Origin of the sequence: Methylophaga sp. UBA4204 (assembly GCF_002379485.1) — a bacterium.
GTDB lineage: Bacteria > Pseudomonadota > Gammaproteobacteria > Nitrosococcales > Methylophagaceae > Methylophaga.
Genome location: NZ_DFTU01000032.1, coordinates 7,065 through 30,416, shown reverse-complemented (window position 1 = coordinate 30,416; position 23,352 = coordinate 7,065). Strand labels below are relative to the sequence as shown.

Sequence of the window (23,352 nt, the reverse complement as noted above, 5' to 3'; positions counted from 1 at the left end):
TAATAATCAGCCATTTCATGGTTCAAATCCTTTCAACCAGCGAAGTGAGCCCGAAATATCCGGTGTTTCAATACTAATGGCCTGGTTCTGCATAGCTTGCAAACTTTCCAGCATTGCATCGCGATGATCACCCACAAAATACTGTTCAAGCCAGCTGCTGGCCGATTGCAGGCTTTGCTCAAACATTCGCTGATTGCCTGAAAGCGCAGCAAAGCGAGCGGTCTCCAGTTGCAAGCGCAGGTTCTGATACAGGAAGTAGCGTTGTTCAGGCATTAATACTGCGGCCGGGGCATCTTCCTGCTGACGAATAACCACAAGTGAACGTAGCTGTCTCCAAATATCAGCAATCACTTCACGCCAGGCTGATTGTTCTGTTGCTTCTTTTTCAGTTTCGTCGAAGTAAGACTGCTTAGGGCCAGTAACAACACGTAGCTTATCAATTGAGCCCATCAACCCCAGCATATCGGCAGCAATTCCCGCTACATCGGTTTCTCCGGCTGCTTCAAGTGCCAGTTCTTCCTCTGCAATCAGCTCACGCAATGGTTGCATGCGATAATCACCAATTTCACGGATCTGTTGATCAGCCAGTGATAAGGCAAGTGCTGCCCCACTGGTATCATTCGCCAACAAAGCGCGCTGATTGGCCAGATTGAGCAAATAACGAATTTCCGCCAATGCCCATTCCAGCTCGATTTCCTCAGTTGTTAAGGGTGACTGGTTTTGTAGCTTGGTCAGTACGTCACCTTGTTCAAGCTGAGTTTGCTTAAATGTCGATAGTTGATTGTTTAATTGGCGCTGACTGCTGGTCAGTTGCGAAATATCCGTTTCGAGTTCGGCCATTTCATCAAAACGACTTTCCACTTCCATCAGTTGCTGTTTCTGCTGCCATACCAGCCAAAGTGCACCAGCCCCGGGCAGCGTTATCACTATCGCTAAAATGATTAGCAGCGCCCACTTTACTGAAACTGTCTTTTTGGGTGTTTCTGAGACATTTTTTTCAGTTTTTTTGGCGGGCTTTTCGACCTGCTCAGATTTGCTGTTAGGCTCCATGATCTGATCCCATCTCTATAAGTCGCTGAATGATTGCACCATCACTGGCATCTAAACTGACATGCACCCGTTTGAATCCTTGTTGTACGGCAAAAGCCTTGATCCGTTCACTGACTACCAACAAAGGTTTTTGTAAAACCTGCGGGCAGCTAGCTGATAATAAATTTAACAGGTTTGTCACACCATTGGCACTGGTTGCTGTTAGCCAATCGGCTGAACAGGCTTGTTGTTGAAGTTCGGACGATACCGTGGGTAATTGTCGACGGTAAACTTCCAGATAACTAATCTTAGCACCTCTGGCACGCAAGGTATCTGCCATCAGCTCACGTCCTCCTTCCCCCCGCACAATTACGACCTGCTGTTGAGTCATTTGTTGCCACTCGGGTAACTGCAGCAAACCTTCACTGCCGTTTGACAGTTCAGGTTGTAAATCCACCGTTAAACCGTTTTCCCGTAATGCCTGCGCAGTACCTTCACCTGCAGCAACCAATTTAACATGACCTGGAAATGGTTGCGGATTACCCTTCAGAAATTGTTCAACAGCGTTACGACTGACAAATACCAGCCAATTGGTTTGTTGCGGATTCCATTCGCCCCATTGTTTGACATCAATCGCCGTAATTTCAATAACCGGAAAGACGATGGCCTCTCCACCCTGCTGTTCGATGAGGTCGACCAGTCCATTCGACTGTCGAATTGGCCTTGTTACGAGAATCTTGCGGCCTTCCAATGCCAGAGCCGAGTGCTCAGGCATCATAAACATCAGCCAGAATTTTATCAGCGCCCTGGTTAAGTAACATCTCACCCAATGTTAAACCAAGTTGTTCGGATTCACTGGCCTTGCCACGAATTTCCTGCTGCAGCATTTCGGTGCCGTCTGGGCGCCCAACCAGCCCACGAACCCAGATATCATCACCATTTAAGATAGCGTAGCCACCGATTGGAACCTGACAGCCTCCCTTTAAGCGACGATTTAATGCCCGTTCAGCTTTGACAGTAATTGAGGTCAGCTCACAATTAAGCGGGGCAATTAATGCATTCATTTCGTCATCATTGATACGGGTTTCAATACCTAGTGCGCCCTGTCCAATCGCAGGCAAACTTTGCTCAGGGGTTAAAGCACTGCGAATACGCTCATCAAAACCCAGTCTTTCCAATCCGGCTTTGGCCAGAATAATCGCATCAAAATTACCCGCATCCAACTTGGCGAGGCGGGTATTTACATTGCCGCGCAACGGTACAATCTTCAAATCCGGTCGGTAGTGACGAAGCTGACATTCCCTGCGCAGGCTGGAAGTACCGACAACGGCACCTTCAGGTAAATCATCAACATTGTCATAATGATTAGAGACGAAAGCATCATGCGGATCATGGCGTTCACAAATAACCGGTAAATGCAGACCTTCCGGAAACTCCACCGGTACATCTTTCATCGAATGCACCGCTATATCGGCTTCACCGGCCAGCATGCTCTGTTCCAGTTCTTTGACAAACAAGCCTTTGCCGCCCACTTTGGCCAATGGGGTATCAAGAATGATATCGCCCTGGGTTTTAATACGAACCAGTTCGATATTCAGGTGTGGATGCAACGCCAACAAACTGTCACGGACAAACTCGGCCTGCCAGATGGCAAGGGGACTGCGACGGGTAGCAATTCGAACAGTACGCTGACTCATGAAACAAAAATCCACATTATAGTTAACAGTGTTGTCGATTCTAACATTTTCCCCTGCGGTTCCACGAACAGCCGCGTTATAATGCGGTCTTTTTCTGCCAGCAATCACAGGCCCGTGCCATGACCGCATCTGATAAAAAGCTTTCTTCCGCCCGTCTCACCCAGCCTACTAATAAGTTCGTTGAGGAATTCACTGCATCGGTGATGTTTGATAAACGCATGTATCAGCAGGATATTCAGGGTTCCGTCGCGCATGCCACTATGCTTTGTAAAGTGGGCGTTTTAACAGAAACTGAACGCGATCAAATCATCACTGGCTTGCAGCAGATTGAAAGCGAAATCGATAACGATCAGTTTGAATGGTCCATTGCACAGGAAGATGTGCATATGAATATCGAATCCAGACTAATCAAATTGATTGGCGAAGTCGGCAAAAAACTGCACACAGGTCGATCACGTAATGATCAGGTGGCAACCGATGTGCGTTTATATCTGCGCGATATGATTGTGCCTGTTCGCAGTGAATTACAGCGGCTGCGCTCTACCTTGCTGGATGTGGCTGAACGTGAATTCGATACCATTATGCCTGGCTTTACCCATCTGCAAACGGCGCAGCCTGTCACGTTTGGTCATCATATGCTGGCCTGGTTTGAGATGCTCAGCCGTGATCTGGAACGTCTGGATGACTGCACAAAACGGGTCAACAGCCTGCCATTAGGTGCTGCAGCACTCGCCGGGACAACCTTTCCGATTGATCGTGAATACACGGCTGAATTACTCGGTTTTGAGCGTATCTGCCGTAACTCACTGGATGCGGTCAGTGATCGCGATTTTGCCATTGAATTTAACAGCTTCGCCTCACTGCTAATGATGCACCTGTCGCGGTTCTCGGAAGAATTGATTATCTGGTCCTCGGCCCAGTTTGATTTTGTTGATCTGGGTGATGCCTTCTGTACCGGCTCATCAATCATGCCACAGAAGAAAAACCCTGATGTGCCGGAACTGGTTCGCGGTAAAACCAGCCGGGTTTACGGTAATCTGTTTAACCTGCTGACGCTGATGAAAAACCAGCCTTTGGCCTACAATAAAGATAATCAGGAAGATAAAGAACCGCTGTTTGACACCATCGACACATTGCTTGGCTCGTTACGTGTCTATGCCGATATGCTCGCAGTAATCACCGTCAAAAAAGACAACATGCGTCTGGCGGCTCTGAAAGGTTATGCGACCGCCACCGATCTGGCAGACTATCTGGTGCGTAAAGGTGTTGCTTTCCGTGATGCTCATGAAGTAGTTGGTTTGTCAGTAGCCTTTGCCATAAAACAGCAAAAAGATCTGTCGGCGTTAACACTGCAGGAACTGCAGCAATTCAGTGATCAGATCGGCGACGATGTATTTTCGGTATTAACGCTCGAAGGCTCGGTTGCCGCCCGTAATCATTTGGGTGGAACAGCGCCAGAACAAGTTAAAAAAGCTATTCAAATCGCCCGAAGCGAACTGTAAATCTACTGCCTGAACAGATGGACTAGTTCAGTATTCGCCTTTCAGTCATATGATCACTAATAATAATCAGACTGAAAGCGTTATACGATGATTAAGTTGAATATCATCATTTATCATCATCACTGATCGGTGTCTGACCCCAAATGGTCACATTAAAATCATTACTATTTTCGCTAATTGAATTGGCGAAACGCTGGCCTTGGCTGATTGCGGCGATTGGTTTTATTTCCGGTGTGGCCAGTTATTTTCTGGTGGAACGCAAAGAGTCACTGGCGCAGGTTATCGCTATCCTGATGTTGGTCAGCTGGGTGTTTCTGGTATTGGAAAACTGGCTGCGGGAAAGTTTTAAAAGCCGTTTTGGACTCAATATTCCACCCGCTTTAATGCATTACCTGACTCAATTAGTCCATCAGGAAAGTTTGTTTTTTGTGTTGCCGTTTTTTCTTGCCGTCACCACCTGGAATCACACTCAGGCAGGGTTTACCGCTTTATTGATTTTATGTGCTCTGATCTCGGTGATTGATCCGTTGTATTACAAACAACTGGCACCGCGTCGATCTTTATTTGTTATTTTTCATGCGCTGGCTTTATTCGCTGTATTACTGGTTGCTCTCCCCATCTTGCTACAGCTGACTACTGGTCAAAGCCTGGCGTTTGCTCTGATTGCTTCCCTGTTGTTCAGTCTGCCCAGTTTAGTGAAGTTTGTTGCCAATGGTCGCTGGTGGCGACGGCCGTTAATGACGTTAATGTTGGCCGCTTTAGCCGCTGGCTTGTGGCAAGTCCCCAGCTTAGTCCCACCCGCAGCATTGCGATTAACTGAATTTAATCTGGTACAACAGGTTGATCGTGAACAACGCACGCACAGCATTCATATTGATCGCCTTGATGTGCAATCCCTGAAACGCGATGGCATATATGCCTGGACAGCTATCCGCGCACCTCGCGGCTTGCAGGAAAAAATTCATCACCTGTGGATCCATAACGGTAAACAAGTCGATCGAATCACGCTGAATATCGAAGGCGGCAGTGAACAAGGCTATCGGGCCTGGACACAGAAATTGAATTTCCCAGAGGATCCGGTCGGTAAATGGCAGGTTAAAGTGGTCACAGACTCAGGACAGCTGATTGGTATAAAACGCTTTACCGTTGAAGCCAGCTTTGATGAACGGGAAAGTCTGCTTGAGCGTCTCAAACCGCCATTCTTTCAGGAGCCAATCGACGATCAGCAGAACATTGAAGATGCTGACGACATTCAACAACCGGAGAATACTGAAGGACAACAAAGCCTGTATGAGCGTCTAGCGCCGCAGTTTATTCAGGAGATGACCGAAAGTCAGGAGAACCCTGAAGAATCGGAAACTGTTCAAGAACAGGAGAGTACTAAAACACAGGAAAACACTGAAGAACCGGAAAACGCCCAAGAGCCAGAAATTGATGCTCAAATACAACACATCCCCGAAGATCTAAACAGCACTGAAGGGCATGAGAAATCTGAAGAACAGAATTAATCCTTACGATTGGCACCAATAAACGAAGCGACCATTAAAAATACTATCCAAACCATGAAACTGGGCAGCCAGATAGACCACCAGCCCTCTTCCAACGGCGAGGATGAAACAGGATCGATAAAAAAATAGGCATAAAGATTCAATGCCAGGTTAATCATTAAACCTATAATCCCGATATAACTTAATATCGAATCCAGTCTGATTTTCTTCATAAAAACTCCATGAATCAAATTCGAGATTAATTTAGCCACAAAACGACACAAGCAGATAAGCCAACCCAAGCCAGAATAAGCGCTTTTGTTGCTGCAAACCGTGGCCAGTAAGCCAATAAACCGACCCATAGCAGCGCTGCCACCGATAACAGGCCCAGCCAGACAACAATACCCACCACAACACCCCACATACTGATCGCTGGCCATAAGGAAACTATCAGCAACAAAGTGGAAGCGATTCGCAACTGACGAGCACGACTGGCAGATAATTTAGCTGTGCTTACTTGCGAATAGTGTCTCGACATCGCCAGACTTAACCCCGCCATACCGGCATAACATAATGCTGTGGCAAGCAACATCATCAACAACATTTGCATTACGCTGCCTCCGACTTGGTTTTATAACGGCTGGAACCTTGTATCGCGGCTTTATGTTGTTTGCTTTTCAGTATTTTGACGGAGCAAACGCCCAACACACCGAACAACACGACGGTTAATTCCAAGCCGACATTCAGCCAGTCACCCTCAATGAAATGGCTGATTAAATGGTGTCCTGTCGTCAGCCAGTTGAGGATGGGCAGTAATAAACATAACGCAGCAAATAAGGATAATTGCTCTATCCAGGCACGAGAAGCGGGTCGTAAAGCCGCATGTAATAAGCTGCCCAGCCAGATAAAAAAGAATAGTTTTATTTCCCAGCTGGCGCGCTCAGGCACATCCAATGGCAACAGCCGGTTTATCCAAAAATACGCGACACAGGCGACCATTAATCCGCTAATAGCGCTGATATTCAGGACTTCAATAGCCCGGTAGACCTTTGGCGTTTGCGCCCCAAATTCGTTCAAGGATTTTTGCCGACGTTTCACCATAAACAAAATGGCGCCGGTCGCCATCATGATGGTGCCCGCCATGCCCAAAATAAAATAAATCCAGCGCACGGTATAACCACCAAAATTGGCAAAATGTAAGGTCCGCATAATACGTTGTGCGGCAAAGGCATTACTTTTATCAAATGTATCCGGTGCTTCAATATGAATCATTTCACCTGTTACCGCATCAAAAATAACCTGCCCGGCACTCAAAAAGAGTAACCGTCCATTATTTTTCTCCTGCTCAAACAAGCCAAAGACTTTAGCAACCGCACTACTGTCACCGGGGTGCTCTACATTAATAAAACTACCCGGTTTCTCCATTAACGCTTCGCCCTGTTTAAACAGCTCAGTCAACGATAGAACATCCGCTTCAATACCGGTCTCTGGTCGATGCTCCGGCTGATTGAACACTTCGGCAAAGAAACTCTGTGGTTTGTCATAATTGGCCAATACCCCGGCTGGCATATAGATCGACACAAAGATCACCAGCCCGCTGTAGGCAATCATCAATTGAAATGGCAACGATAAAACCGAAGAGGCATTATGTGCATCGAGCCAGCTGCGCTGGCCTTTACCCGAGCGAAAGGTAAAAAAATCTTTGAAGATACGTTTATGAATAATGATACCGCTGACCAAAGCCACCAGCATGATCATGGTAAAAAATCCCACCAGCCAGATACCGGTCATACCAGCATGAAACTCAAAATGCATATGCACAAAGTGATGACCGCCCTGAGTCTCACGCTGTTGCTGATCAGGAATTATTTCACCAGTGACAGGATGTAACCGGCGCTGCTGAATTTCGGCATTGTCATCTTCCCAGGATAATCCAATTGCTGGATCGGCCTCACTGGGCAACCGTATGCGCCAAAAATGGCTTTGGGGCGCGGCATTTCGTAGAAAGTTTTCAGCTTGTGTTACTGCGGTCAGGCGTTGCTCTTGAGTACTGGTTTCGGGATCAAATTCACCGATTAATGCTCGCTCAGGCGTCATCCAATGGGTAATGGCATCATCAAACACACCAATAGTGCCGGTCAGAAAAATGGCGAATAATGCCCAACTGGCAACTAAACTGCCCCAGGTATGCAACCAGGCCATCGTTTGACGAAAACGTCCCTGCTCAAGGCTTACATCCGTCGATTTGCTCATCGTAACCACTCCGTTAACAGCAAACCCAAGCCGCCAATAATCACTGTTGCACCTATCATTCCTATCCAGGCACGTTTGGCATTTTTAACCGCAAATATCCATATGACCGCGGCGGTGTACACAGCAAAGCTCAGTAATGCACTGGTAATCACAGCATCGGCACGGGATAAAGGCAGAATGGCGGCAATCAAAATCATCACTGCCGAGGTTAATAAATAGCCACCTAATGTTGCGGCCAGCACCAGCGAAAAGATTCGGCCAGAGTAAGACAGGGTCATATTGGGGTGTTCCATACACGGTTTTTAGCTAGGATCTAATGATAAAAGATCAGAAAATTTCACTGACTTATTTAATGTCGAATAACAACTCTTAAAGGCCCATTTATCAGGAAGAGTAGTTTTTTAACATGCGATATTAATGAGATAGATTATCGTTTGCATTCGTAATTAACAAGTCTCGCTTTTACGGTGCCTTATTAAAAATGCTTTGAAGTACGACCAGAAAACAGTTTTACTCAGGGCTTGTTTATCTTTCATCTCCGCCTCTGTTGTGAGCTGAAAAAGCGTCAATCAAGGCACGAGGAGCGATTTTTAGTAATTCTAAATAAGCGACGAGCAAAGCTTCCGCATCCTGCTCACGCCCCTGACCTACATCCATGTAGGCCACGCAGAGTGGCGCTTTTTCAGTCACAACCCGAAGGGCTGGGACTATTTTTGTGGCCGCCTGCGTTGTCAATCACTTATGTAGGAAGACTACACTGCGTGCTTTCCGCCTTNNNNTCACAACCCGAAGGGCTGGGACTGTTTTTACGACCGCCTGAGTTGTCAATCACTTTTGTAGGAAGGCTACACGGCGTGCTTTCCGCCTTGTCGGACACAAAAATAGCCGCCAGCAGAGGGGGATATGAAAGATAAACAAGCCCTAGCAATGACATTGAGTAAAACCTCAACGACAACGTAATTAATGCTGCTCGACAAGAATTAGTGCGCCAGCTGACAAGAAGAAACCTCACCCTCAGGAACATAATATCTGCACGTGCCGCACTGCCGGGGCACCTCCGACATCAAGCAGTTATCCGAGGGGATTCATCATGACAGAACATATTTGTACTCCAGGTTGCACACACGGCATCACCGAAGAAAATAAAAAAGACGTGGTAGAAGAATTTGATACTGCGCGACGTTCATTTATCCGTAACGCTTTTGTTGGCGGTGGTGCCGCCTCTCTCGGCGCTATGGGCGTGACCATGTCGCCCATGAGCTTTGCCGCTGGCGCTAATACTCCCATCGATGCTGACACACCCGGCCAGATGCACTATTACATTCCGGCCACACCGGAAACGGTTCTCTGGGGTTATTTCAGCAAGAATGCCAAGCCTACCGTTGAAATAGAGTCCGGTGATTTTGTCACCATGGAAACACTCACCCATCATGCCAACGATGATGCAGAACGGATGGTAAAAGGTGACCCCGGTGCTGAAAGTATTTTTCATTGGGATGCTCAAGGCAAAGGTGTCGACCGACGTGGTGCTGGCCCGATGGATGCGAAGATTGGTGCCGGCGGTGGAGCCGGCGTGCATATTTGTACCGGACCAGTACGAATAAAAGGCGCTCAGCCGGGTGATATTCTTGAAGTTCGGATTGTCGATGTTGCTCCCAGACCCAGTGGAAACCCTGATTACAAAGGCAAGACTTTTGGCAGTAATGCTGCTGCCTGGTGGGGTTTTCATTACGGCGATATGCTTACCGAACCGAAAAAACGGGAAGTCGTTACCATCTACGAAGTCGATGCAACGGGTGAGCGTAACTGGGCCAAAGCCGTCTACAACTATCGTTGGACACCACAAACTGACCCCTTCGGCGTGGTTCATCCGACTATCGATTATCCGGGGGTGCCAGTCGATCACAGCACCATCACCAAGAAGGAAAATATTCTGCGTGATATCCGTATTCCGATCCGTCCTCACTTTGGCACCATTGGCCTCGCTCCCGCAGAAGCCGATATGGTGAACTCGATTCCGCCCAACTACACCGGCGGCAATATCGACAACTGGCGGATTGGCAAAGGTGCGAAGATTTATTTTCCGGTCGCAGTGGATGGCGGCATGTTCTCAGTGGGTGATCCACATGCATCACAGGGTGACTCTGAGTTGTGCGGTACCGCCATTGAGTGCTCTTTAACAGGGACTTTCCAGTTTATCTTGCACAAAAAAGCTGACTTGCCCGGCACCTCGTTGGCTGAACTCAATTACCCCTTGCTGGAAACCCAGGATGACTGGGTGTTACATGGCTTTAGCTATGCCAATTATCTGGCTGAACTGGGCCCCAATGCTCAGGATGATATTTACAGCAAATCTTCGGTTGATAAAGCTTTACGCGATGCCTATCGCAAGATGCGACACTTTTTAATGACCACTCAGCATCTGGATGAAGATGAAGCGATATCACTGATGACGGTGGCGGTCGACTTTGGTATCACTCAAGTGGTGGATGGCAACTGGGGCGTGCATGCGATCCTGAAAAAATCCATGTTCCCGGCGCGTAACTAGAGTCGGTTTATCTTCTAAATACCCTCGTTAATAGTTATGGCATAACACTTGCGAAAGGATGCTTCAGTATTCAAGGAATAAGACACGACCGTGACTGACCTGAAACGCTTTTCTGCCAGTGCTATACCCGCAGAGCTACGCCAGCCGGCCTGGAATGAAATACTTTCCAGGCTCGGGCTGGCGAGTGATGCTGCAAGCTCCATTCGTAATGACGACAGTGGCCATATGGCACTGTCCGTCTCGGCACGCGACTCAGTATTTGTTCAACTCACCGCAGCTCCACAGATTCTTTCACCCATAACTGCCAAAGCAACTCAACCGTTACAAGGCACTGTATTGGTGCTCGCCTTGCTTGATGGCACCGCGCAGGTGCTGGATGCCGATCAAACAGTTAAATTACGTTCAGGCGACATCATGTTGCTGGATCCTACTCAATCCTGGCGACTGGCTTTGCAAACTCGTTTTCGCATCATGCTAATCAAATTAGAGTCATCCAGCTTTCTGCTCAGGTTGGTTCGTAGCGGACGACAGGAAGCGAACCGCATCAGCACACAACAAGGTATCGGCGCATTATGCTTGAACATGCTGCAATCACTGACCGAACAGTTGCCCCATGTGGATCACAATGAGCTACCCGCATTAGAAGTAACGCTGGCCGAGTTACTGGTAGCCTGTCTTTCCCATAGACAATCTGCTGCCAATGAAGAAGCTACTGATGTGCAATTGGCCCATTTGCGTCGGGTGTGCAGAACGGTGGATTCACGGCTGGACGATCCGGATCTGAATATTGAGCAAATCGCTGCACAGGAAGGTTTATCCGCCAGATACTTACAAAAACTGTTCAAAAACAGTGGCACAACGTTCAGTGAATATCTGAAGAGCCGCCGAATACAGCATTGCTGTATTGATCTGGCTAACCCTGCCCTTGCCCAGTTCAGTATTGCCCAGCTGTGCTACCGCTGGGGGTTTAATGACGCCGCAAACTTCAGCCGTACCTTTTCACAGTTTATGGGCATGTCACCGAAAAGCTATCGTTCTGCACCGCCACAGGATCTGCATGAACAGCTTCGCCGTGGCTGTCCGCAAACAAAACCGTCAGCTCGTTCAATTACCGCCGATCCGCAATCCTTTTTGCAGGATGATGACATTCAAAAACGACGCAGACCATTTCAGGAAGTATTGGATGATCATGCTAAATATGCGTTGTCGTTGCGACTCGCCCCGAAACGGGTTTCCGACCAAGATAACACTACGTCTTCACAAACCGACACTCACTCTTCTCGACAATATTACCTGCCAGTGTCCGATAAAACCGTTCACTGGGGCTATTTCAGTAATGCGATCAAACCGGTATTAACCGTTCGCTCCGGTGATATTGTAACGATTGAAACCTTATCCCAGCATGCGTCTGATGACTGCGAACGCATGATTGACGGAGATGCCGGAGCACAAAGCGTTTTTCACTGGACTAGTACAACAAAGAACGTTGACCGGCGGGGTGCCGGGCCGATGGATGCCACGATATTCGGCCGCGGTGCCGGAGAGGGCTTTGGGGTACATATTTGTACCGGGCCGGTGTATGTCACCGATGCTGAACCCGGTGATGTGCTGGAAATACGCATTTTGGATATTCAACCACGACTCAGTTGCAGCCCGAAGCATCAAGGTAAACACTTTGGTAGCAATGCCGCCACCTGGTGGGGCTTTCAATATGACGATCTGCTCACCGAACCGAAAAAGCGTGAAGTAGTGACCGTATACGAAGTACACCAACACACCCATCCACCGCATGCCAAGGCGATTTATAACTTTCGCTGGACCCCACAAACCGATCCTTACGGCATTGTGCACCCAACCATTGATTACCCTGGCATACCGGTTGATCACTCTAGTATCGACAAGCAGTTCGGTATTCTCGACAAAGCCGTTATTCCGGTCAGACCGCATTTTGGCGTCATGGCCGTCGCCCCGCGTGAGACCGGTATGATTGATTCTATTCCACCCAGCTATTTTGGTGGCAATATGGATAACTGGCGGGCGGGCAAAGGCACCAAATTATTTCTGCCCGTCGCCACAACTGGGGCTCTATTTTCGGTCGGTGATCCACATGCTTCACAAGGTGATTCGGAATTATGTGGCACCGCTATCGAGTGTTCTTTAACCGGTGTGTTTCAATTGGTGTTACACAAACAACGTGATTTAAAAGGCAGCTTTATGGATGGCCTAAGTCATCCATTTCTGGAAACACCGGATGAATGGGTATTACAGGGCATGAGTTTCTCCGACTATCAGGCCGAGCTCGGCCCGAATGCCCAAACGCAAGTGTATAAAAACTCCTCTATGGAAGCCGCCATGCGTGACGCTTTCAGAAAAGCCCGTCACTACCTAATGAAAGAACATGAGCTTAGTGAAGATGAAGCAATTTCACTGATTTCGGTAGCGGTGGATTTTGGTATTACCCAGGTTGTGGATGGCAATCTGGGTGTGCATGCGATTATCCGCAAGGCTATTTTTCCAGACTATAACGCTGATTAAAAATACTTATTAATTGCCTTTTCTCAGACAATTCGAACGCGCTCTCCTCATTCACCTTCCCCATTAAAATTCTTTGTAACCTGTAAACACTGTCTGATGCTAATTCTGAATTTTGTGACGCAGTTCACTTTACTTAGGTTAATGCGATTAGTTAGGTCCGGCGCAGAATGGTCAGGGCCTAATGATCTTTCATAGCCGCCTCTGTTGTGACTGAAAATGCACCACACAGGCGCGAGGAATGAAGTTTAGTCATTCTAAATAAATGACGAGCAACGTGAAGTGGTGGCAATGAAAGATCAATAGGCCCTTGCCAATCGCGAAATTTCTCGCGACACACCCCTCTACACCAAAAAAATCAAGGAGAAGTCATGGACAAAACCGATCCGAAAACAAACCGAGGTAATGGTGGCGAACCCCATCAGCAAGCTACCGGAAATACCTCAACACTCACCACCCAGCAAGGCGGCCCGATTGCCGACGATCAGAATTCATTAAGAGCTGGCGCTCGTGGTCCAGGTTTAATCGAAGACCACATCATGCGCGAAAAGATTTTCCATTTCGATCATGAACGTATTCCAGAACGAGTGGTGCATGCCCGTGGTTTTGGTGCTCACGGCTATTTCGAAACCACCGAATCGCTCGAAGATGTCACCTCTGCTGATATTTTCCAGCGTAAAGGTGAAAGAACCCCGGCCTTTGTGCGTTTCTCAACCGTTGCCGGCAGTAAGGGTTCAGCCGATCTGGCCCGCGATGTGCGTGGCTTTGCCGTCAAGCTCTATACCAAAGAAGGTAACTGGGACATCGTGGGTAACAATATCCCGGTGTTTTTTATTCAGGATGCAATGAAATTTCCTGATTTGGTTCACGCCGTCAAAGAAGAACCTGATCGCGGATTTCCACAGGCCCAATCGGCCCACGATAATTTCTGGGATTTTGCGACTTTGATGCCGGAAAGCATGCATATGCTGATGTGGCAAATGTCCGATCGTACGATTCCACGCTCATTCCGTTTTATGGAAGGCTTTGGCGTACACAGCTTTAGACTGGTAGATAAAAACGGCAAGTCCCAGTTTGTTAAATTTCACTGGAAGCCAAAGCAAGGCTTGCAGTCTGTTTTATGGGATGAAGCGTTAAAAATCAATGGTGCCGATCCGGATTTCCATCGTCGTGATTTATGGAATGCCATTACTCAGGGAGATTACCCTGAGTGGGAACTGGGACTGCAGATTTTCGATGAGGAATTTGCTGAGAAATTTGAGTTTGATGTGTTGGATGCCACCAAGCTTATCCCTGAAGAACAGGTGCCGATTCGCATTGTCGGTCGACTAGTGCTGGATCGGGTTGTCAGTAACTTTTTTGCTGAAACCGAACAGGTGGCATTCTGCACCCAGAATATCGTCAAAGGTATTGATCATTCAAATGATCCTTTGCTGCAGGGCAGAAACTTTTCCTATCTCGATACGCAGTTAAAGCGTCTGGGTGGACCCAATTTCACCCACATTCCAATCAACGCGCCGAAATGTCCGATGCATCATTTCCAGCAGGATGGTCATATGGCAATGAGCAATCCTACCGGACGGGCCAACTATGAACCGAATAGCTGGGGCGAAGAAGAAGGCGGTCCACGTGAATGTCCGGTAAAAGGTTTTGAAAGTTATCCAGAAGATGTATCTGGTCCAAAAGTCCGTGAACGTTCTGAAACCTTTGCTGATCACTACAGCCAGGCCAGGCAGTTTTATATAAGCCAGACTGAAACGGAACAGCAGCATATTATCAATGCATTTTCATTTGAGCTCAGTAAAGTCAAAACACCGGCGATCCGTAAACGCATGGTTAGTCATCTGCTGAATATTGATCAACAACTAGCCGAAAAAGTTGCTGAAAAATTGGGCATCAATCCGTTGCCGGAACCGGCTGATGCAGCGATGCCAACAAGGGATGATTTGCCAGCTTCTGACAAGTTAAGCATTCTCAAAAATGGCCCGAATAGCTTTAAAGGCCGTAAAGTTGGTGTCTTGATGACCGATGGATTTGATGCTGATATTTTCAAATCGCTGGAGAAATCACTTAAAGCAGAAGGGGCAATGTTTGAAGTTGTTGCGCCACATACCGGTGAAATAACCAGCAGTGCTGGTGACAGCATCAAGGTTGATGAAAAGGTTGATGGCGGACCTTCCGTGTTATTTGATGCCATTGTGATTTTGCCTGGTAGCGACGGTGTGAAAATGCTGGCAGAAATGCCACCAGCATTAACCTTTGTCAGTGATGCCTTTAATCACATGAAATTTATTGGCTACGGTGAAGATGCCATGCCGCTTTTGAAAAAGGCCGGTATCAGTGAGATGTTGGATGAAGGCTGCCTGCAATTGACCAATACTAAAACGACGGACGAATTTACCCAAAACTGTCGTGATATTCGGTTTTGGCAACGTGCTGATTAGTTGTTTTTTATGATGAAATAACCAGTTGAATCAGGTCACCCGTTTGAATGTTCAGACGGGTGATTTTGCGTTAGCTTGGATTTCATCTAAAACGTCTTAGAAGGAGAGCATCATGATCGCCAAACGCTATTCCTATACGCTGATTTTTGTTGTTTTAGTGGTTATCGCTTTAATCATTCTGCGCATGCAATTGCCTTCAATGGTGAAAGATTACTTGAATGGCAAACTCGCGGATATGGGTGATTATCAGGGAGAAATCGCTAATGTCGACATTCATCTGTGGCGTGGCGCCTACTCTGTTCATCAACTGGAAATCACTAAAAAAGACCAACCTTCGGTGGAATTTTTTAATGCCGAAACCATAGATACTTCTGTCAGCTGGGCATCTTTATTCAAAGGCAAAGTGGTCGCAGATGTTGATTTGATAAATGCCGAAATCCATCTGGTCGATGACGAAGCAGAAGACCAGCCTGAAGAAGAATCCACCTGGCGTCAGACCGTTCAGGAAATTATTCCATTACAAATTGATCGATTAAATATTGATAATGGTGAAATTCATTTTCATAACTTTACCTCTGATCCCCAAGTACATCTGGTTTTTTACCAATTAGACGGTGAAATAACCAACCTAAGTAATGCTGAACGAAGAGATGGACTGAAATTCGCTAATTTTGATATTCAGGGGCAAGTGTTAGATAGCGCTTCGGCTAGACTGGATGGCCGCCTGGATCCCTTAGGCGATTTTCATAATTTTGAACTCAAGTTAAAAATCACCGGTATAAACCTGACAAAACTCAATGAAGTCTCTGAAGCTTATGGTAATTTTAATTTCAAATCAGGTAACGGTGATTTTGTGATGGAATTGCAGGCTGAGGAGGCTCAATTAACCGGCTATGCAAAACCCGTTCTGGATAATGTTGAAATCTTTGATTTGGAAGAAGATCTGCAAGATGGCGTTTTCAGTGCAACCTGGCAAGCCATTGTCGGTGCTTTTGGCCAGATATTCCGCAACGATCCCAAAAACCGTATAGCCACCGAAGTTGAGATACGTGGCAATCTGGATGACCCAGATGTCAGTGCCTGGCAGGCCTTTCTCGCCATTCTGGAAAATGCTTTTGTAGACGCATTCGAAAGTGATTTTGATCGTGAGACTGGTTCCGAATCATCTCCATCCCAAGACACAACATCTCAACCTGAATCTGGTTCTAAGTCCGAATCCAAATCAGAAACTGAAACCGATGCTGTTAATTGTCAGCTTCGGCCAATGTGGGATAAATGCGACTAAGTGACCAAATAACAGTAACGTTGTTTGAAATCAGTTGTTTCGAATAGCAGCCACTAATTCCGACTTGCTCATCTTGCTACGTCCCTTAATATTTAGCTGACTGGCCCGGTTATACAGCTCCTGTTTTGTCCGAGACTCCAAAGGGCTATTAGGATTGCCAGTACCCTGAGAAGTTTTTCTGGGGGTACGGCCTTCCTCACGACGTTGCTTATTGACGGTGCGAGCCGCAATTTCTTCAGCTTTATCGGTCTTTTTACCGCTTTTTTTCTGCTGATCCTTGATATGCTCATATTGACGTTCATCTTTATCTGTCCACTCGGCAACCATAAATAGTCCTCCTGTTTACAGTATTAAAAAGTCACATCCCACAGTAGCAATGCTATTGCTACCTTGCCAATATCCTAGGTTAAAGTAACCGAATCCGTGGGAGCGCCAAACTTGATAACAAGATGGTGAATGAATAAATTACAGAGATAGCCTTGCTCGCTGGTGGCTTTCAAAGGTCTACAAAACATAGGGCAATAATGCTTATAGACATACAAAATATGTCTGCATGAGGAAGCTAACATTTTCTTTCAAATAACAAAAAGGCCCTGCCTGGCATCAGCCAAGGCCCTTATTCTCTGCTTTTTTGGTTCAGTCAACTCCAGAAAAATTTCTTTGCCGAATGTGATCGCCATTTGATATCTTCTCATCGTTAGCTGCTTTGAGTGATTCAAAAGCCAACTCCCCTGAAAGTTGGTTAAAACGTTGTTGTAATTGCTCCAGTTGTTGCCAGGCCCATTGATTTTCCGGCCGTTTCAATAACCAGCTTTGCCAGTCCTGCCGGGTGTGATCGGTATTAGATTCAGCAGTGAGTTCTGCATACCACTGAGCAGCTTCTGCCAGTGCTTGCTGTTGTTGAGGCGTCAAACCTGCTGAAGAAGCGTTCATGCGTCTAACTGTTCATATAACGAAAATAACAGGCAATGCTGCGTGGCTTTGGCCATATATTTTTTGACCGAGCTTTCTGATAGCCCCATTTCTTCAGCAATTTCACGATAAGTCATGCCTTTAAGCTGGGACATTAGAAAAGCAGTTTTCACCTTTACACCCAAACCATCCAGCATGGCATCAATGCGATATAGCGTTTCCAGTACAATCATGCTCTGCTCTGCCGAGATGACTTCCTGTTCCGGTTGCTGCATTAAGGCCTGCAGGTAAGATTGTTCTATCGTGCGTCGACGGAAATGGTCGATCATCACCCGCTTTGCTACCGTTACCAGATAACTGCGAGGTTCACGAATAGCCTCAATTTTGCCATTAAAATCCGGGGCTGATAGCAATCTTACAAACGTATCCTGCGCCAAATCGGCCGCCTGATACGAACAGCTCAAACGCTCACGTAACCAGCTCTGTAACCAGCTGAAATTATTTTGATAGAGTTTTTCCAGGCTCTCTGTACGAGGTGGTGACAATGGCGCATTCATAATTATTACTTACAACCGTTAATGATAATGATTATCAGTTGCATTCTAAGATAATTAATAATTAAGAGCAATTCATAGAAACTATCTTATTTTTAGTTGCGTGAAATAATAATTAAATATATCTCGGCCTTAACGATCCAGCCATTGTCGTAACAAATTATTACGTACTCGGGAAAGCCGATCATATTGTTCTGTTTTACCGTTTTGATTGAACTCTTGACGGAGCGACTGCTCCATATCAAACAGAATCTCCCGTCGATTAGGATTACGTATCCGACTGGTGACCCAACCAACAATAACCAGTCTTTCACCATCATTAACTTCATTAACGCGATGCAGATATGTAGAGGGATATAACAGTAAATCACCCGCATCCAGTTTCCAGCTACGTTCACCGCTGCTGTCTTCTAACACTAGTTCGCCGCCCTGATACTGGGTTTGATCGGATAAGAATAAGGTGAATGAAATATCCGTACGCTGATTGTTTATCAATGCTTCATCGACATGGGTGCCATATCGCATACCTGACTGATAACGGCTTATTAAGAGACGAACGAATTGTTGTGGATAGGTGCTCTGCACAAATAAATCATTGGCTAAAAGGCGTTGTTCCACCAGCTTTAAAATGCCAGAAATTTCCGCCATATCTGCCTGCTGATTTTGCTTTACTTGGAGGGCGGCCCGGCCCGCTGTGCTCAATCCGTCATGGAACGAGACATCCTTAAGCGTTGCCTTTATCGCTTCAAGATCAACTTCTGATAAACATTGTGAGAGATGCAGGATCATATTGAGAATGAGACTCATTTATGGCAAAGTAGATAACTTATCATAACGCCACTCAGAGAGACAGACTATGCAAGAAAATCGTAAAAAATGGGTAAGCCTTGGGGTTGCACTAGCCAGTGGAATCAGTTTGAACACCACCGCAGCAGATATATCACATGATATGCATTTCACCAATGAAAATTTCACGCTGGCTGCGGCTGGTGAAGGCGAAGGTGGTGGTGTCACCGAGACTGATCTGAAGACTAATGATGTCGCTTTTTTAACGCGTTTGGGTCTGATTCGTGGTCATTTGTTAGTAGGTAATGAGTTATATAAAAAAGGCCAGGTCGATATGGCTATCACCCATATGAAACATCCACGCGATGAACTGTATGCGGGTCTGGTGCCATCAATAGAATATCGTGGTGGTGAACGCTTTGATGATGCATTAAGCAATCTGGCCGACAAAGTGACCAGCAAAGCACCTCAAGCTGAAGTGGATGAAGCCTACCAACAGCTTGAAGCCGGCATTAAAGCCGCTGAAGCAGTAGCAAAACCGGATTTAAAAAATACCCTGCAAAGTATTAAAGATTTGATTCGCACAGCAGGTGAAGAATATGCACTGGGCGTAGAAAACGGCAAACTCATTAATCTGCATGAATATCAAGATGCTTATGGCTTTACCCAAATCGCCAAACGTCGACTTGAACAACTTCCCGAAGCAACACGCAACGAGTCAACCGATACAGTTGAACAGGTTGAAGGCTATCTGGAAGAACTGGCCGGTTTATGGCCTAGCATCGCCCCTAAAGGTGATGTTGATGGAGATGCATCCAAGCTTTATGGCGCGGCAGCTCGGATTGAAATAGCTGCCTTAGGACTGTAATAAAACAATCCTCGTTCTAAGTCTGAGCTCAGCACAAACTTAGAACGAGGCATTACTCTAACGCCATTTACCGATGACCTGTTGCCGCCAGCTTAGCGGCAATATAATCGCTGTGCTCGACATGCAACAGGTTACTGATTCGTCGAATAACGTGTTGCTCTATCTGATGGATTTCCTGATCAGCGTTGGCCAGTTGCCAGAGGATATGAATTAATTCAACTTTCTTTTTCTGACTATAGCGATGATTGATTTCCGAGGTAAAGGCAAAATAATCTGTAGCAGATTTGTGTGCCTTTTCGGCTTCAGCAAGCAGACTTTTGGCAGCATCTTTATCGAGAGAAAAACGTTTCTGCAAAATAGATAGCAACATATCCCGCTCTTCATCTTTAAAATGATAATCAGCAGCAATGACTTCTATCATTAACGCAGCGGCTGCAAGTTTCACCGATAAATGTGCAGCATCACCGGTATCGTGATCCTCGAGCAATTCTCGCTGTAAAAGTTGTTTGAGTTTATCGAGCATAGGTTTCTCCTGTACTGAAGTGACAGATTAATCACGCAGCAGTTCTTAAGGATTATTTTGTCGAGTGTAAAATCACAGCCGCCTGATAACGGGGTTTTCCATAACCTAACATGCGATTGAACTCTTTATGAGTCACCGGAACGTAGAAGCTGTCGGTGAGGGTTTTGTCATCATCCCAATCAATATCTGGATCATGAAAATAGACAAAGGTATCTGAAATCGATACCAGCACCACCCAATGCGGTGATTTGTTCTGATTTAGTCGGTAAGAGCTAATCAACACTACTGCCAGTGCGCCCTGGTTCAGATAATCACGTAGTAAATTCACATCGATTTGGCGCATCTGCTGTTCAACTTCCGAGGTTTCCAGTTGTCGCATAAAATCCAGGTGCACACATTCCATCACGGCTTTTTTATCTTCACTACGAACGCCATTTACAAACGGCACATCATCACTATTGGTGATTAACGTAGTGTTGAAATAACGTCGCCATGCCGCCAACGCCAGTCCCTGTGCACTACAGCCGCCATGTCCGGAAGTCATAAATATGGTGGTAGCTTCACGCCATAACTGTAATTCCAGGCCACGATCCAGATGCATCACCGGTTGCAGCGTTTTCATGGCCATCATCAAACTGGCCGGACCACAGGTAAAGTCCGTACTTTGTGAATAATGAAATACCTGCTGATGCAGTTCTTCCGGTTGTGGCTGCAACACCTTCATCATACGTAGGGCGTTGGCATGATCCTCATAGTAGTCAGTGACGATTTCAAACTGGTGATAGCCGAGGCTTTCATAAAGTTTAATTGCACCAGCATTATCGGGCCGCACTTCCAGACGAATAAAACTGCGGCCAGCTGTCAATGCAGCCTGCTCCGCTTCACGCATCAACGCCCGGGCAATTTTCTGATTACGATATTCAGGTAAAACCGCCAGCGAATAGATGCGCCCCAGCGAAGTGCCCCGGGCATATAACAACAGCACATAGCCCATCAATTTTTGTTGCTGCTCAGCGACCAGTAATAAGGCATTAGCCTTGTTGATCATCCATTTAAAACTACGACGAGAGAGTTGATCGCTATCAAAACAGATATTTTCGATATCCAGCAGTGCATCTACATCAGCTAAAGTGGCCGCACGAAAGGTTATCGAATTCGTCTGTTGATTAACTGCCATTTGCATTAGTGGTCAAACCCTCCAGGGCCATTTCGATGACCTGGCGCCCGCGAAACAATACCAGCTCTTGCCATTGGGTCTCATCAGGACAGAAAAAATCCTGCATTGCGTGTTTAATATCCAGCGTTTTCTGATCAGACCAATCGATTTTACCGGACTGTTGTAACTGTTGATCTGCAAACAGTACTTTAAGCATTTGTTGATTGCTAAAAGTACCAAATTCAAGTGTCAGAAAACACACATTATCCCCTTGCTGATGCCAGAAGTAATCATGCAAACCGTACTTTACACCAGAAGTTGAGGTGCCGAGAGCCGGTTCGGTCACTGTCGGGCCAAATAATTGCCGCGCTTTTTTCTGACCGGCAGTTTCTGGGAGATGATCACAGATTAATTCGCCATATCCATAAGGCCCGAGTCCACTATGAATATCTATGACAATAACATTATCGCGTTTTTCCGGTTTAAGTTGTGCGACCAGCTCTTCAATGGTTTGACGTGACCAACTGGCTTTTTCGCCACCGAAATAAAGCGCATCGGCTTTGCTGTATTGGCCTTGGCTGAGCTTATCAAACTGCTCACGTTGCTCCCCAACTAAATCGACTGCGTCCTTTTGCTTACTGAGCTTTTCCCATATCGCTATCGCATCAGCAGAGTCTGGAAGTTTGGCATTAAAATCAACAAAGTTACGGTTGATATCGATACCTTCGTGGTCATTTCGGCTAGCACAGGCAAATCCCCAGGGATTTAATGCATGCACCATAACAACACACACATCGGCGGGTAAACGTCGGTGACGTCCCACAAAATCAGATTGAATTGCTGAGCCTACTCCACCCTCAACACCATGAACGCCTGAAACCAGTACCAGAATATTTTTTGCTTTAGGACTGCCAGCCCAGGCAATATCACAAAACAAACGTTCGTTTTTTGGCCCGCGAACCGGGTGAATAATATTATTGACCCGTTCGACAATGGAGCTTGTTTCCACTGCTGATATGAACTTGTCACGTGCACCAGCATAGCGCTGAGAAAAAACACTCAGAACGGCATCTGCATACATGGCAACAACTCTCCTGTAGATGAAAATTCGGCGAAGAATAGGCGACTTTCATGATTTTGACCAGATAATCAGCATAGTGGCAAAAATATTTATCACAACCATGACACAATCACTTTATGATGCACAAATCGTCTGACTAAATTGATTAGGAGCAACGCTAAAGTCATATGACTAACCATTTGATAATTCTTGAAAATATCGAAGACTGGGCACCTTACTTCCCAAGCGCGCAGGTCATCGCAGTGGATGATTATCTGCAAACCCCCTCCCCCAGTGCGAGTGAGCGTGCGCAAATTATTAACCTCTGTCACGGCCTTGAATATTTAAGTCCCGGCTATTACTGCTCAATGGTAGCTGAAGCACGTGGTCATCGGGTGATGCCGAGTTTGCGCACCATTAATGACTTATCCCGTAAAAGTCTTTATGCCTACGATTTATCGGATTTTGGTACGCACCTGGATAAAGTCATTGCGGCCAGTGATAAACAATCTGAAACCAGTTTTAAGCTGAAAGTATTCTTTGGCCAATGTGAATTTAAAGGCCTGCAGAAGCTGGCAAGACAGATTTTTGAACAGTATCCCTGTCCTATCATCGAAATCGAGTTCAGCCACAAAGGGCACTGGTTAATTTCTGCCATCAAGGCTGCTCCGCTTAATCAGCTCACTGACAGTGAGCAGGATAACTTCGCCAATGCT

At 46.4% G+C, this 23,352-nt stretch carries 22 protein-coding genes; 8 read left to right on the top strand and 14 right to left on the bottom strand.

The features are described from left to right. Positions 1-15 precede the first annotated feature (15 nt). From B3182_RS04185 to hemC, 3 genes are read right to left on the bottom strand one after another with little or no spacing between them, the layout of a single operon-like run. Positions 16-1,050 carry a uroporphyrinogen-III C-methyltransferase gene (locus B3182_RS04185; RefSeq protein WP_292358410.1) on the bottom strand — a complete coding sequence of 345 codons (1,035 nt, stop codon included), beginning with the start codon at positions 1,048-1,050 and terminating at the stop codon, positions 16-18. Continuing rightward, a complete protein-coding gene (locus B3182_RS04180) occupies positions 1,040-1,807 on the bottom strand; it encodes a uroporphyrinogen-III synthase (RefSeq protein WP_292411429.1) in 768 nt (255 codons plus the stop codon). The genes B3182_RS04185 and B3182_RS04180 overlap by 11 nt, the downstream gene beginning before the upstream one ends. Beyond that, on the bottom strand, positions 1,797-2,726 hold the full coding sequence (gene hemC, locus B3182_RS04175) for a hydroxymethylbilane synthase (protein WP_292358413.1): 930 nt from the start codon (positions 2,724-2,726) through the stop codon (positions 1,797-1,799). Before hemC ends, B3182_RS04180 begins: the two co-directional genes overlap by 11 nt. Before the next feature lie 119 nt (positions 2,727-2,845). Here hemC and argH point away from each other — a divergent pair, with 119 nt between their 5' ends. Together argH and B3182_RS04165 are read left to right on the top strand one after the other, a co-directional pair. Beyond that, positions 2,846-4,228: an argininosuccinate lyase gene (gene argH, locus B3182_RS04170; protein WP_292358415.1), complete on the top strand. Its 1,383-nt coding sequence runs from the start codon at positions 2,846-2,848 to the stop codon at positions 4,226-4,228. Positions 4,229-4,371: 143 nt separating this feature from the next. Next, the gene (locus B3182_RS04165) at positions 4,372-5,736 is read left to right on the top strand and encodes a DUF5924 family protein (RefSeq protein WP_292358417.1); all 1,365 of its coding nucleotides are present in this window, start codon (positions 4,372-4,374) and stop codon (positions 5,734-5,736) included. Here B3182_RS04165 and B3182_RS04160 read toward each other — a convergent pair. Genes B3182_RS04160 through B3182_RS04145 form a run of 4 tightly spaced genes read right to left on the bottom strand, consistent with a single transcriptional unit; the run spans position 5,733 to position 8,246 of the window. Then, positions 5,733-5,948 (bottom strand): hypothetical protein, encoded by a 216-nt coding sequence (locus tag B3182_RS04160; RefSeq protein WP_292358418.1) that lies wholly within the window; start codon positions 5,946-5,948, stop codon positions 5,733-5,735. The genes B3182_RS04165 and B3182_RS04160 overlap by 4 nt on opposite strands. A gap of 26 nt (positions 5,949-5,974) precedes the next feature. After that, entirely contained in the window at positions 5,975-6,325 is a 351-nt protein-coding gene (locus tag B3182_RS04155) for a DUF3325 domain-containing protein (protein WP_292358419.1), read from the bottom strand. Further along, positions 6,325-7,968, bottom strand: a complete 1,644-nt coding sequence (locus B3182_RS04150; RefSeq protein ID WP_292358421.1) for a PepSY-associated TM helix domain-containing protein — start codon at positions 7,966-7,968, stop codon at positions 6,325-6,327. The genes B3182_RS04155 and B3182_RS04150 overlap by 1 nt, the downstream gene beginning before the upstream one ends. Further along, positions 7,965-8,246, bottom strand: coding sequence for a DUF3649 domain-containing protein (locus B3182_RS04145; protein ID WP_292411431.1), 282 nt, complete (start codon positions 8,244-8,246; stop codon positions 7,965-7,967). Before B3182_RS04145 ends, B3182_RS04150 begins: the two co-directional genes overlap by 4 nt. An 812-nt stretch (positions 8,247-9,058) precedes the next feature. Here B3182_RS04145 and B3182_RS04140 point away from each other — a divergent pair. From B3182_RS04140 to B3182_RS04125, 4 genes are all read left to right on the top strand, one after another. Beyond that, a complete protein-coding gene (locus B3182_RS04140; RefSeq protein WP_292358426.1) occupies positions 9,059-10,516 on the top strand; it encodes an acetamidase/formamidase family protein in 1,458 nt (485 codons plus the stop codon). Between the two features lie 90 nt (positions 10,517-10,606). Continuing rightward, positions 10,607-13,051, top strand: coding sequence for an acetamidase/formamidase family protein (locus tag B3182_RS04135; RefSeq protein WP_292358428.1), 2,445 nt, complete (start codon positions 10,607-10,609; stop codon positions 13,049-13,051). 368 nt (positions 13,052-13,419) lie between these two features. Further along, complete coding sequence (locus B3182_RS04130; protein ID WP_292358430.1) at positions 13,420-15,492, top strand: catalase; 2,073 nt, start codon at positions 13,420-13,422, stop codon at positions 15,490-15,492. Between the two features lie 112 nt (positions 15,493-15,604). Then, positions 15,605-16,777 (top strand): DUF748 domain-containing protein, encoded by a 1,173-nt coding sequence (locus tag B3182_RS04125; protein ID WP_292358432.1) that lies wholly within the window; start codon positions 15,605-15,607, stop codon positions 16,775-16,777. A 30-nt stretch (positions 16,778-16,807) separates the two neighbouring features. Here the strand turns inward: B3182_RS04125 and B3182_RS04120 are convergent, their stop codons facing one another. From B3182_RS04120 to B3182_RS04105, 4 genes are all read right to left on the bottom strand, one after another. Beyond that, a complete protein-coding gene (locus B3182_RS04120) occupies positions 16,808-17,104 on the bottom strand; it encodes a Rho termination factor N-terminal domain-containing protein (RefSeq protein ID WP_292358433.1) in 297 nt (98 codons plus the stop codon). A gap of 309 nt (positions 17,105-17,413) precedes the next feature. Next, positions 17,414-17,710 (bottom strand): DUF4880 domain-containing protein, encoded by a 297-nt coding sequence (locus B3182_RS04115; RefSeq protein ID WP_292358435.1) that lies wholly within the window; start codon positions 17,708-17,710, stop codon positions 17,414-17,416. Beyond that, positions 17,707-18,246 carry a sigma-70 family RNA polymerase sigma factor gene (locus B3182_RS04110; RefSeq protein WP_292358437.1) on the bottom strand — a complete coding sequence of 180 codons (540 nt, stop codon included), beginning with the start codon at positions 18,244-18,246 and terminating at the stop codon, positions 17,707-17,709. Before B3182_RS04110 ends, B3182_RS04115 begins: the two co-directional genes overlap by 4 nt. Before the next feature lie 129 nt (positions 18,247-18,375). After that, complete coding sequence (locus tag B3182_RS04105) at positions 18,376-19,032, bottom strand: Fe2+-dependent dioxygenase (RefSeq protein WP_292358697.1); 657 nt, start codon at positions 19,030-19,032, stop codon at positions 18,376-18,378. 67 nt (positions 19,033-19,099) lie between these two features. Here B3182_RS04105 and B3182_RS04100 point away from each other — a divergent pair, with 67 nt between their 5' ends. Continuing rightward, positions 19,100-19,897 carry a hypothetical protein gene (locus B3182_RS04100; RefSeq protein WP_292751658.1) on the top strand — a complete coding sequence of 266 codons (798 nt, stop codon included), beginning with the start codon at positions 19,100-19,102 and terminating at the stop codon, positions 19,895-19,897. Positions 19,898-19,964: 67 nt separating this feature from the next. On the opposite strand, the gene B3182_RS04095 is transcribed toward B3182_RS04100, so the two are convergent. Genes B3182_RS04095 through B3182_RS04085 form a run of 3 tightly spaced genes read right to left on the bottom strand, consistent with a single transcriptional unit; the run spans position 19,965 to position 22,657 of the window. Further along, positions 19,965-20,420 (bottom strand): TerB family tellurite resistance protein, encoded by a 456-nt coding sequence (locus B3182_RS04095; protein WP_292358440.1) that lies wholly within the window; start codon positions 20,418-20,420, stop codon positions 19,965-19,967. A gap of 52 nt (positions 20,421-20,472) precedes the next feature. Then, positions 20,473-21,603, bottom strand: coding sequence for a GNAT family N-acetyltransferase/peptidase C39 family protein (locus B3182_RS04090; RefSeq protein WP_292358442.1), 1,131 nt, complete (start codon positions 21,601-21,603; stop codon positions 20,473-20,475). Next, positions 21,587-22,657, bottom strand: a complete 1,071-nt coding sequence (locus B3182_RS04085) for a DUF2817 domain-containing protein (protein ID WP_292358443.1) — start codon at positions 22,655-22,657, stop codon at positions 21,587-21,589. Before B3182_RS04085 ends, B3182_RS04090 begins: the two co-directional genes overlap by 17 nt. Positions 22,658-22,824: 167 nt before the next feature. Here B3182_RS04085 and B3182_RS04080 point away from each other — a divergent pair. Continuing rightward, a partial coding sequence (locus B3182_RS04080) for a RimK-like ATPgrasp N-terminal domain-containing protein (protein WP_292751654.1) occupies positions 22,825-23,352 on the top strand: 528 nt, incomplete at its 3' end.